This is a genomic window from Rothia nasimurium (assembly GCF_004569295.1).
Classification (GTDB): Bacteria; Actinomycetota; Actinomycetes; order Actinomycetales; family Micrococcaceae; genus Rothia; species Rothia nasimurium_B.
Genome location: NZ_SPQC01000036.1, coordinates 1 through 11,525, shown reverse-complemented (window position 1 = coordinate 11,525; position 11,525 = coordinate 1). Strand labels below are relative to the sequence as shown.

Annotated in this window: 8 protein-coding genes; 2 read left to right on the top strand and 6 right to left on the bottom strand. The window is 54.5% G+C overall.

What is annotated here, in order from left to right; translation table 11 throughout:
• Positions 1-22 precede the first annotated feature (22 nt).
• From E4U03_RS09470 to glf, 4 genes are read right to left on the bottom strand one after another with little or no spacing between them, the layout of a single operon-like run.
• Positions 23-799, bottom strand: a complete 777-nt coding sequence (locus tag E4U03_RS09470) for an ABC transporter ATP-binding protein (RefSeq protein WP_135013295.1) — start codon at positions 797-799, stop codon at positions 23-25.
• Between the two features lie 5 nt (positions 800-804).
• Entirely contained in the window at positions 805-1,674 is an 870-nt protein-coding gene (locus E4U03_RS09465) for an ABC transporter permease (RefSeq protein ID WP_416220629.1), read from the bottom strand.
• An 8-nt stretch (positions 1,675-1,682) separates the two neighbouring features.
• Positions 1,683-3,662, bottom strand: a complete 1,980-nt coding sequence (locus E4U03_RS09460; RefSeq protein ID WP_228066111.1) for a glycosyltransferase — start codon at positions 3,660-3,662, stop codon at positions 1,683-1,685.
• 29 nt (positions 3,663-3,691) lie between these two features.
• Complete coding sequence (glf, locus tag E4U03_RS09455) at positions 3,692-4,879, bottom strand: UDP-galactopyranose mutase (protein WP_135013292.1); 1,188 nt, start codon at positions 4,877-4,879, stop codon at positions 3,692-3,694.
• Positions 4,880-5,702: 823 nt separating this feature from the next.
• Here glf and E4U03_RS09450 point away from each other — a divergent pair.
• Positions 5,703-8,969, top strand: coding sequence for an FtsK/SpoIIIE domain-containing protein (locus tag E4U03_RS09450; RefSeq protein ID WP_167752387.1), 3,267 nt, complete (start codon positions 5,703-5,705; stop codon positions 8,967-8,969).
• Here E4U03_RS09450 and E4U03_RS09445 read toward each other — a convergent pair.
• Positions 8,935-9,318 carry a hypothetical protein gene (locus E4U03_RS09445; RefSeq protein ID WP_135013290.1) on the bottom strand — a complete coding sequence of 128 codons (384 nt, stop codon included), beginning with the start codon at positions 9,316-9,318 and terminating at the stop codon, positions 8,935-8,937. The genes E4U03_RS09450 and E4U03_RS09445 overlap by 35 nt on opposite strands.
• Before the next feature lie 286 nt (positions 9,319-9,604).
• Between E4U03_RS09445 and E4U03_RS09440 the strand changes: the two genes are divergently transcribed.
• Positions 9,605-9,853 carry a WhiB family transcriptional regulator gene (locus E4U03_RS09440; protein WP_135013289.1) on the top strand — a complete coding sequence of 83 codons (249 nt, stop codon included), beginning with the start codon at positions 9,605-9,607 and terminating at the stop codon, positions 9,851-9,853.
• A gap of 82 nt (positions 9,854-9,935) precedes the next feature.
• On the opposite strand, the gene E4U03_RS09435 is transcribed toward E4U03_RS09440, so the two are convergent.
• Positions 9,936-11,477: a sensor histidine kinase gene (locus E4U03_RS09435; RefSeq protein ID WP_265588582.1), complete on the bottom strand. Its 1,542-nt coding sequence runs from the start codon at positions 11,475-11,477 to the stop codon at positions 9,936-9,938.
• Positions 11,478-11,525: the final 48 nt, after the last annotated feature.

The following is an 11,525-nucleotide window of genomic DNA, read 5'->3' as shown; positions in this document are numbered from 1 at the left end:
GGCATTTTTGGGGAAGGCTTCCTTAGTGGGATTTTGCCCTCATGAATTCAATCGCTTCGTCAATAGGGCCATCGAACTGCTTAGAGCCATGGTCCAGGACTACTCCGCGTTCACAGATCTTTGCCACCAAATCAAGGTCATGGCTCACCACAACCAGGGTTTTCCCTTCAGCGCTCAGATCTCGAATCTTAGCGATACATTTCTTCTGGAAAGGTTCATCACCCACAGCCAGAATCTCATCCACTAAGAAAATCTCCGGATCAGTATGAACAGCTACAGCAAAAGCCAGTCGCAGGTACATACCCGACGAGTAGAACTTAACCTCGGTATCGATAAAGTTGCCAATTTCAGAGAATTCAACAATTTCATCAAATTTTGCTTCAATCTGTTCTTTGCTCATACCAAGGATGGCAGCGTTCAGATATACGTTGTCACGCCCGGTCAAATCGGGGTGGAAACCTGCTCCAACCTCGATAAGCCCAGCGATACGTCCGCCGGTCAACACCCTGCCCTCATCCGGGTGCATCACACCCGAAATCAGCTTGAGCAGGGTAGATTTACCCGAACCGTTATAGCCCAGCAGGGCAACGCGCTCGCCTTCGCGGATGTCTAGAGAAACCCCATTGAGGGCGTTGAACTTCTCGTTCAGGTCTCCCTTACGGCCCTTCATCAGCCAGACAAAGGCCTCCTTCATCGACCGAGTATGGCGTAGCACAAAGCGCTTCACCAGAGACTCAACCTTGATGACCACAGAAGCATTATCTGCCACGGGTGGTAAATCAAACTTCTTGATATCCACGTAAATCAGAGCTCCTGGGCGAAGTTGCCCTCTAGCTTACGGAAGAGTAAGTCACCGAGGAACAGGGTCACGAGAGAAACACCCAGGGCAACAGGTACCCACAGGGTAAGAAGATGCGGAGGAATTTGAGATACCGGCAGTGCAGCAGACTCAGCTGAAAGGGTAGGCATCCAGAAAGCATAGTGGAAGAGCTCAACAGCCACAGTGAGCGGGTTCATCATGTACACGTTCATGACCCAGGGGTAAAGGGTATCGCGCACCATGGTCCACGAGTACAGGACAGGCGAGAACCAGGTAGCAACCATCAGGAGCATATCCACAATATTCTCAGAATCACGGAAGAAAACGTTAGCGACACCGAAGATGAGGCCCAAGCCAGCCGAAAAAATCATCACGATAATCATGGCGACCAGGGCCGACCCCAGCTGCTTCAGATCAGGGCTCCAACCAGCTACAAAACACGCGCCAAGAAGCACCAGAATCTGAGGAAGGAAATGGATAAGAGCCACCCAAATCGTTGAAACCGAGAACAGTTCACGAGGTAGATAAATCTTCTTGATGAGCGCCCCGTTAACTACCATGGCTTTAGCCCCGTTACTAAACCCTTCAGAGAAGAAGTTAATAACAATCATTCCAGAGAATAGGTAGATGGCGTAGTTCTGCATACCGCGTTCTAGCCCCAAGAAAAGGCCTAAGGCGATATAGAAGACGGCGAACTGCACCCCAGGCTTGATATAGGACCAGAGAATACCGAGCACCGAACCCCGGTACCTTACCTGTATCTCCTTATCGACCAGAAGTTTCAGCAAAAATCTGTTAGCAAAAACATCCCGGAGCCCACGGCCCTTACCGGGGGCTACGAGTTGTTTATTCATCGAATCATTCATCGAGTAAGTTCTGACTCCGTATGCTTGTCGAAGGTCTTCTTCCACTCTTCGATAGAAGAAATACGCTCTGCGGCCTCGGCGTACTGCTTGCGCAGGGTAGGCCATTCACGCAGAATCTGAGCGGTCAGTTTAGATGACTCGACGAGCTTTGAACGGAGCTGTTCTGGGTCACGGCGGTACCACGAAACTGCGGTACCTTCAGCGTTTGATACCAGAGCCGAGTCGTACTGGGACATACGCCACCAGCGGTTATCCTGGTGAGCAATATGAGCCTGGGGGTTCTGCTTATATTCATCGCGCACAGGCTTGACCAGTTGCTTAGTGACAGTCTTCAAGGCCCAGGGAGCAAGAGTACGGTAAGACGGAGCAGCAAAACCACGGCCATTGCGAGGGGGCTTTGCCATCCGCGGCTCAGGGAAGAACTCGACGTCTTCCTTGAACTGGGCGTCAGCGTACTCCTTAGTCAGAGCACGGATTTCCGGCAGACGCTGGGCAAGGAGGTCATGTAGCTGATCGGGACCAGCAAGGACATCCTTCAGCGCCATAATACGACCGTGCTCGGTAAAGTACTGCATCGAGATAAGGTGCTTGACGTCTGCATAGAGCGACTCACGCAGCAGGCGTCCACCTCGCTCATAGGGTGAGTGAATCAGCGAAGCAATGATGCGGTTACGGATGTGGAAGTAAGCCTGCCAGCCTACGAGGTCGTCCTTATCAATCCACGATACGTGCCAAACAGCGGCACCGGGAAGTGAGACGGTGTGGTAGCCGGCCTTTTTCGCGCGCAGGCCGAATTCAACGTCATCCCACTTGATGAAGACGGGTAGTGACAGACCAATTTCACGAATGACCTGGGTAGGGATCAGGTCCATCCACCAGCCGTTGTAGTCCACGTCAGTGCGGCGGTGTAGCCAAGGAGTGCTACGCAGGTTGGAGTGCAGGAAGTCATGACCCAGGGACTGGTCCTGGTGGGGCAGGTCAGGCTGGAAACGATAGGTGTTGACGACCTCGCCGAAGGTGTGCAGAACGGTACGGTTGTACAGATCAAACATGTGGCCGCCTACGATAGTAGGCTTACGGCACATATCAGCGAAGGTGAGCAGTCGGATAATAGATTCCGGCTCAACAACCACGTCATCGTCGAGAAGCAGCGCGTAGTCAGAACCATTTTCTACAGCCTCGTACATACCGCGGGCGAACCCACCTGAACCACCCAGATTCGCCTGGTTAATAATACGAAGCTTGCCCTGTAAGGTAGCAGCAACTTCTTCAAAGTCAGGCTCGTCCTGGAGCTTCTGAGAGCCCTGGTCGACGATGAGAACTTCTTGCAGGTGCTCTAGCACCTCGGGGTTAGCGGCCAGAGAACGCAGGTTATTCAGGCAGAATTTCTGCTTGTTCATGGTGGTGATTTCCAGAGTGATGCGACCGGGAGCCTTGCCGTTATCGGCGCCCTGCCACTCTGCTGATTCCAGCACCAGAGATTCAGAGCCAGCGGCGAGTTCGAACCAGTACCAGCCGCCGTCGCCGAAGGGCTTCAGCGAGAGGTCAAACTGGGTGGTGGCTTCACCTTCTACGCGCTTGGAGTCTACACGCTGCAGCGAGCCACGGGCGTTTGACTTGTACACGATGACGGTGCCTTCGCCGTGAGTCTGGATATGCAGGCGGACGGAGGTCAGATCAGTCCAGCGCTTCCAGTAGGATGCAGGGAAGGCGTTGAAGTAGGTACCAAAGGAGAGGCGGGTACCGGGGCGCACGAGGGTGGAGCGACGACCGATGAAGTCTTCAGTGTGTGCTTCGTTTGCTGAACCGCCGTTGCTCTTGACCGGAGCTTTCTCGTCCTTCAAAGAGTCGTTCTGGCTCAAGGCACCGTTCATGGTGGAGAGCTGCACGCCAGTTGCGATACCCGAATCGACGTAAAGCGATACGGTGTCCATCTGGGCGCGTTCAGGGAAGATAACGCGCTGCAGGGTTTTCATAGGGGTCTCTTGGGTGTTCTGCATAAGTTTTAGGCCTCGATTCCGCCAGATACCAGCTTTTCGCCCTTTTCAAAGTGGGGGCGGAGCTTGTTGTCGAACATGGAGAGTGCAGCACCGATAGCCATGTGCATGTCAAGGTACTTGTAGGTGCCCAGGCGTCCGCCGAAGAGCACGTTCTGCTCTCCGCCAGCGAGTTCGCGGTACTTGAGGAGCATTTCGCGGTCAGCGCCGGTGTTGATGGGGTAGTAGGGTTCGTCGCCCTTTTCTGCGAAGCGTGAGTATTCGCGGTGAATGACGGTAGCGTCCTTGGTGTAGTCACGCTCGGGGTGGAAGTGGCGGAACTCGTGGATGCGGGTGAAGGGGTGGGTTGCGTCGGGGTAGTTCATGACAGAGCAACCCTGGAAGTCTTCGATGTCAAGGACTTCTTCTTCGAGGTCGATGGTACGCCAGGAGAGGTCACCTTCGGCGTAGTCGAAGTAGCGGTCTACGGGGCCGGTGTAGACAACGGGGACCTGGCCGAGAACCTTGGAACGTGAGTACTCGTGGCCTTCTTCGAAGAAGTCGGTGTTGAGGTGAACTTCGATGTTGGGGTGGGCTGCCATGCGCTCAAGCCAGGCGGTGTAGCCGTCGACGGGCAGGCCTTCGTACTTGTCGTTGAAGTAGCGGTTGTCGTAGTTGTAGCGCACGGGGAGGCGGGAAATGATGGACGCGGGCAGGTCAGCGGGGTCGGTCTGCCACTGCTTTGCGGTGTAATGCTTAATGAAGGCTTCGTAGAGCGGACGCCCGATGAGGGAAATACCCTTATCGTTCAGGTTCTTGGGGTCGGTTCCTGCGAGTTCACCAGCCTGTTCCTGGATGAGGGCCTTGGCTTCTGCCGGTGAGTAGGCAGCGTTGAAGAACTGGTTGATAGTACCCAGGTTGATGGGCATGGGGTACACGATACCGTTGTGGTTGGTGTAAACGCGGTGGGTGTAGTTGGTGAAGCCGGTGAAACGGTTGACGTATTCCCAGACGCGTTCGTTAGAGGTGTGGAAGAGGTGGGCACCGTAGCGGTGAACTTCGATTCCTGTCTTCTCTTCGTTTTCACTGTATGCGTTACCGCCGATGTGATGACGGCGGTCGAGCAGGGCTACCTTGAGGCCAAGCTGGGTAGCAGCTTGTTCTGCAATGGTGAGGCCGAAGAGGCCAGAGCCTACGACTACGAGATCAGCGTTCACTTAACATACTCCTTGTTAGGGGTTGCACAGCTATCGTGGGGAGTCTGGCAACCGTGCTCTGCTACTACAGCGTAGAAGCTTAACTTCGGTGTGTTCCTTGCGCGCAAGGTAAACACAGTTAATAACAAAAGTACCGGATATAGTCAGCTACTACCCGCTAACAGGCTGTAAAGATCGTGTGATTATTCCCCCGGTCCTCCCCTGCGCTAGTGCTGTGTGAAGAGAAACCTCAACTTTTTTCGCGGAAAGACAGAAAAACAATGGTAAGAGTTTGTTTTTCCGTTTTGTGCCCTTGCAATGGCAGGTCTCCAGGACTTAGGTGGCTTTATGAAGCTTTTAGTGCGCGTCCAGCAGCCACCGGCGGGATCTTACCGAACAGTGGAATTTGATTATTCGCCCGGCACGACTGGGGTAGATGTCCACCGAGAACTCTCTAAGGTGTGGGGTAGCGTTAATTCTCAGTTGGGGTGTTCAGGGGCAAGATATCAGGGAGCTTACTCCCGGCCAGCATCCCTGGACTAGTGGTGCCCAGCTCACTGTCTTGCCCCTTGCGCCTCATGCAACCGTTCTTCCTTTCCCAGATGAGAAGGCCCTGTTTACCTTACGTGTGGTGCACGGGCCAGATTCTCATTCTCAGTTTCCTCTGTCTCGAGGTAGCTGGGAAATTGGTAGGCAAGCCTCCCTGCTCACAATTGACGACCCAGCGCTTGCACCGGTTGAGGGCTTCCTAGAGGTGACGGCTAGCGGTGTGTATTTCTCAAATGAGGGCTCCCACCGCAAACTTGAGGTAGGGGAAAAATTTATTCTGGGTGGGAGCGTCCTTGTGCTTGACCAGTATGAGTACCGCGCTCCCTTCTTTCGTGACCCGGTAGTTCAAGACATTGATGCTCCTGCGCCTAAGTCTAAGTTGCTGTTGGTAGCAACGATGGTTCTACCTCTCATTGTGGGCCTTCTGATTGCCTGGTTTACCCAGCTGTGGCTTGTTCTTCTCATGGCCTGTGGGTCCTCGCTCTTAATGGGACTTCACGCTTTTTCTCAGGGGCGCGAAAGATCCTCTGTGCGCCGTCAGATAACGCAGCTTGCTCGGGAGGAAGAGCAAGCGATAGCCCGCTACCGCGGGGCTGACCAGATTCATGCTGATACAGGCCTTGTGCTAGGACGCGGCACCCGGCCAGTACGAATTAGAGGCAAGCAACGTGAGCTAGGGAGCCTCCCTGAAGTCCAGGGAGCCCCTTATGTCATAAGCGTAGAAGCACTCGCACCCCTAGTCTCTGGGCTTCCTCTTTCGACCCAGCGTTTAGCCCTCTGCCAGCTCTTAGCTCAGAATCAGCCGGTCTACCTTCTTGTTCAGGAGCAGGAGGCTACTTGGTTTTTGCGTCTCATTGACCCGCTTCTTGCAGCAGCAAACGTGTGCACGGTGTCTCTTGCAGAGCTCAGTAGTTTAGAAACAGGTTTTTTGGTGTGCTCTTATCTGCCGCCGTCCTTACCTCCACAGCTTCTCCCCATCCCCTTAGCCAGCAAAGGGCCTCATAAAGAATCCACAGAGCTCTTTTCTCAGTCAACAAGCTGGCGCGACATCGTTTTAGACGGAATCAGCGAAGAGCATTACTGTGCTCTCCTGGCGAATTTGGGAAGAGTCACTACGTCCTCTCTTCTCCAGAGAGTTAGCGTTGCAGCAACGAATACTTCTCAATTACCTGCTTATGCTCTCCCTGAGCTGCCGGAGGGTAACCAGCCGGGGAATCTATGGGCAGAAGAGATCTTTCTGTATGCGGGGCTAGCCTGTGAAAGTAACGATGACCTAAAACTCGGCCTTGTGCATCATGGCCCGCATTTTCTCTGTGCAGGGACTACAGGTTCAGGCAAGTCCCAGCTTCTTCGTTCCCTGCTATGGTCTGCAGCCCTTACCTACCCGCCTCAGCGTCTTTCTTTCGTCCTCATAGATTTCAAAGGTGGTGCTGGTTTAGGCCCTCTAGCGTCTCTACCCCATTGTGTTTCGCTCACCTCTGACCTTGACGCGTCTCAGCTCATGCGCACTATGAAGTTCTTGCGGGCAGACCTTACCCACCGCAAGCAGGTCTGGAAGCAGCTGGGCGTCAGTTCCTATGCCGATTACATCGGCCTCTGCAAAAACGCCCGCACAGCGCCTGATTTTCCGGAGCTAATTATCTGCATCGATGAGTTTCGCATGCTTGTCGATGATTACCCAGACATCATGAGCGAAATGATGAAGATAGCTACGATTGGCAGGTCACTGGGTTCCCACCTCGTCCTAGCTACCCAGCGCCCGCAGGGAGCAATTTCTCCCGATATCAGGGCAAATATCTCAACGGTGATGTGCCTTAGAGTAAGTTCTGCCCAGGAATCTTTCAATGTTCTAGGCTCGGAAGAAGCTTCTCATATCTCTGCTCGCTTCCCGGGGCGGGGCCTTCTACGGAGTGCAGATAATGAGATAGTTGAATTTCAAGCTCCTTTAATCACGGGACTTTACAGGCAAGAGCACCAAGGACGATGCCGAGCACGTTTTGTGCTCGATTCACTGGGTTCCCAGGAGCCCACCAGTTGCCAACCTCTGAGCGATGCAGAACTCGATGCCACCAATACAGCTATCTACCAGGCCTACCAGGCTACGCGTCAGCTACCGTCCTATCAGCCAATTCCGGCTTCGCTCTCAGCTCCTTTCCATACGGATTTGCCGGAGTCTGCTGCCCCCTTTGCCTTATTGCTCGGCCAGTACGAGATAGCAGAACTAGGGTTTCAAACTCCCTTTATCTGGTCGGCGGAGGATGGCCCGATTTTAGTGCAGGGAGGCAGCAATGAGTGGATACCTGCGCTTCGGGCAACCCTCCTTCAAGCTCTCGCTCAAGGGTACGCCGTATTATGTCTTACACCGTCAGAACAGCGCGCACGAGAGATACGCAGCTGGAGCAAGGAACACGCAGAACAGTTTGACGTCTTTACCTACCAGGATTTCAACTATCTTCAGCACCTTCTAGCCTGCTGCGCAGAAGCCCCAGGCCCGGGCCAGCTCCTCATCATAGATACGCTAGAAACACTGCTAGATACGCTCCAACGGTACCCGGTTGCAGAAGCTCATCTGCAGCAGATTCTCAACTTGGGTGATCACCCAACAGTTCAGGTTTTGTGCACTTCAGTAACAGGTGTACGAGGTAAGTACCAGCACATCTTTGAGCACACCTTTATGACTCGAGCAGCTGTTGAGAATGACCCTCTCCGTACCCACACTAGGGATTACACTCTGCCGGGCAGCGGGCAATTTGCGATAGAAGGAAAGGTTATCTATGACGTATCAGAAGGAAAAGTGCAGGCAGGCACACTTGCTTGGACAGAGCTCAGTGCTCCGCTAACTGGCCCAAAGACCGGTTCTCTGCAAGGCGCTAACTGCCTGTTGAGCGGCTCCCACCAATACTGGCTTTCCTGGCGTCCGCTCCCCTTGCGTTACCCGGTCAGCTCCCTCCCGCCAGCAGCCAAGCCCCATGCCGGCGCGCTCGCCTGCGGAGTACTCAGGAACGGCTCGGTAGCCTTTACCCCGCCTTGGCGAGGTGGATTTATCAGCGTCAGCGGCCCGAGGGGATCCGGAAAAACGAGTCTACTTAAGACTCTCGTCCAAGCTAATCCTGAGCATTTCTTCATTGCTATTTCCTCAGATACCGGCACCACAGCAGAAGATATCAGCAAAGCTGTTGCACGGAGCGAGAGCCTGGGGCTCCGCCCCATTCTGCTCATCGACGACCTTGATAAACTCAGCCACGATATACAGCAGACACTACTGGCCCAGAAAGAAAAGTTTGGGTCTGTTGTCGTGACCTATACTCCCTGGCCGCGGTGGAGTAGCTCACCGATTCTTGCTGCCCTCAGCGGTACTTCTACCGGCATCGTCCTTACCCCACATAGCTCCGCAGATATATCGTTCTACCCGGGTGTGGCACTCCCCCTCGACCTTAAAACTCACGGTCAGCTTCCGGCAGGGCGGGGAGTCATCATTGATCATGCAGCTGTTACAGCTTTTCAGGCAGCCTTACCCGATGAACAGGCTACCGGGGTGAGGGAGCCAGATGCTCAAGGGTAGAGCGGGTAAAAAGTAGCAGGATGACAGCTCCGCTTATGCCTACCGTTGCTAGCCCTACCAGGTAATCTCCGCCCAGAGTAGTTTGAACGCCGATGATGACCCCAAAGAGTTGCCAGACAAGCACGAGAGGCTGCCCAAACCGCTGCGCTTTCCACACTGCAACAGCGCCCACAGCGAGAGCCAGGGCAATAATGAAATAAAAGGAGGCAATAACTGACGCTCCCCCAATATCAGCAGAAGCGAAAGTTCCGATCAGAGCAGTGATTACTAGATACAGGGCCTGAAGGAGGCTCAGCCCGACCAAGATTTTCACGGGAACTGGAAGGGCTGAAACGCTAGAAGAAGCCACGTCTATCTCATTTCTCTATGTACTAAGAAAGGGTCTCCTATCTAGAATAGGCACCCGGGAGTGTCACCTCTCACCCCGGCACCCCTTTATGCACCCGCCTGTGACATTTACCTCAGCACTTCAAGCAGATTTTCGCTCACAACCCCCTTGTATGACGCCCCATATCGTGGGAAAGTTATTGAAGTTCAAGTTTGGCTCCTTCTAGGAAAGGGGCCAGGTTTTTTGTTAGTTGCTGAGCTACTTTGCCTCAGCTTTAATCCGGTAACCCCTATAGGAGAGCATGCTAATGGATTGGCGTAGCCGTGCTGCTTGTCTTGAGAAAGACCCTGAACTCTTTTTCCCCGTAGGAAACACCGGGCCCGCCCTTCTTCAGATTGAAGAAGCCAAAAATGTCTGCCGCAGCTGCACTGTGATGGATACCTGCTTGCAGTGGGCTATCGAAACAGGCCAGGATTCTGGTGTGTGGGGCGGTATGAGTGAAGATGAGCGTCGCGCTATGAAGCGACGTGCTGCCCGAGCCCGCAGGGCCTCATAGTAGCAACTTCATGTAAGTGTTCTTTAGGAGGGGCGAACCGGCTTACCGGTTCGCCCCTCTTTTTTATGCGATCTTCCTTTAGCTACACAATGGCTGCTTCAATTGTCACCAGTGTTCCGCCTTCAGGAGCGAGACTCCAGTGAATAGTGCCGTTGAGCTCGCTGGCTACCAGGGTTTTAACAATTTGAGTCCCTAGCCCGGTTCCGCCGCCAGTTCCCTCTAGCTCTCTAATTTTTTCGGCGCTAATTCCGGGGCCGCTATCTTGAACCGTCACGATAATACTGTGCTCTTGCCCCTCTAAGTAGCGATGTTGGCAACCGAGGGTCACGGTACCGGTTTCTCCAGCTAAACCGTGTTCTACCGCGTTAGCCACAACCTCGTTAATAACGAGGGCAAGAGGGGTGGCGATTTGGCTGGGTAGCTTCCCGAAAGACCCCTCGATCCGGGTTGCAACGTGCTGCCCTGGCGAGGCAAGCTCGGCAGCAAGCCTAAACTGTCGGCTAATGAGGTCATCGAAGTCTACATCCTGAGTTAGCCCCTGGGAGAGGGCATCGTGTACCAGCGCGATAGTGGAGACACGGCGCATCGCCTGTTCCAGGCCTTCCTTCGCTTCGGGGGTGGTCATGCGTCTCGATTGCAGGCGAAGCAGGGCTGAGACTGTTTGGAGATTATTTTTAACCCGGTGGTGGATTTCGCGGATAGTAGCGTCTTTCGACATCATTTCTTGCTCTCGGCGACGCAGCTCGGTGACATCGCGGCAGAGCAGCAGAGCCCCGTAGCGTTCTTCGCCCAGACGTGAAAAATGGCGCAGGGGTATGGCCCGGAAGGTGACATTTTTGCGGTTAGCTTTGATTTCTGCGCGCCAGGGCATTCGCCCGGTAAGAATCAGGGGCAGGGTTTCGTCCGCCTTCTCACCGGCAGGTAGCAGGGCCCGGGTGATATCGAGTAGGCTCGCACCGAGCATGCCACCCGCGTAGTTGAGACGCTTGTAGATAGACAGAGCATTAGGTGAAGCGTAGGTAACCCGTCCGTCCGTATCAAGCATGACCAAGCCGTCGCTCACACGGGGGTTGCCGTTGGCCGTTCCAACAGGAGCGGAGAACTCGGGCCAGGCACCGCGCGAGACCATCTGTAGAAGATGGTGAGAGACATCGCGGTAGACCCGTTCCGCTTTCTGGCGCTTCCGGGTACCCAGGCTCTCGCGGTGGACCGACAAGAGGGCTACGGGCCTGTCATTGCGTATCAGCGGAATGAACTCGGTATCCAGGACGATATCGGTAAGGTTGTGCTCGTCATTGAGGGTCTTGGGGGTTTGACTGTTCCAGCTTGCAACCGCCCGCTCGCAGAGGGCCGGGTCGAGCTCTTTGCCGACCCAGTCGGTGTGAAAAACCGTGTGGGTGGTGGAGGGGCGAATCTGGGCGAGGTTGATGAACCCAGCGGACGCCGGCAGCGGCTGGGACAGGGAGAAGTAGCCCTCGATGGTGTCGGCTTGGGGTGCCCAGAGCATGAGGTCGCAGTAGCCGGTATCTGCAATAATTTGCCACTCGTTGGTGAGCAGGTGGAGCCACTCGATATCGCCCGGCCCGTAAGCGCCGGTGCGCATGAGGATTTCAGTGAGTGACAAGGGGGCCTCCTGGTGGTCTGGGCAGGGTGGGTTATGCTGTCTCTTATT

Excerpts from the sequence above, each read along its gene's own strand:
- E4U03_RS09460 (WP_228066111.1), bottom strand. The coding sequence starts at position 3,662 with ATGAAAACCCTGCAGCGCGTTATCTTCCCTGAACGCGCCCAGATGGAC.
- E4U03_RS09440 (WP_135013289.1), top strand. The coding sequence starts at position 9,605 with ATGGATTGGCGTAGCCGTGCTGCTTGTCTTGAGAAAGACCCTGAACTC.
- E4U03_RS09465 (WP_416220629.1), bottom strand. The coding sequence starts at position 1,674 with ATGAATAAACAACTCGTAGCCCCCGGTAAGGGCCGTGGGCTCCGGGAT.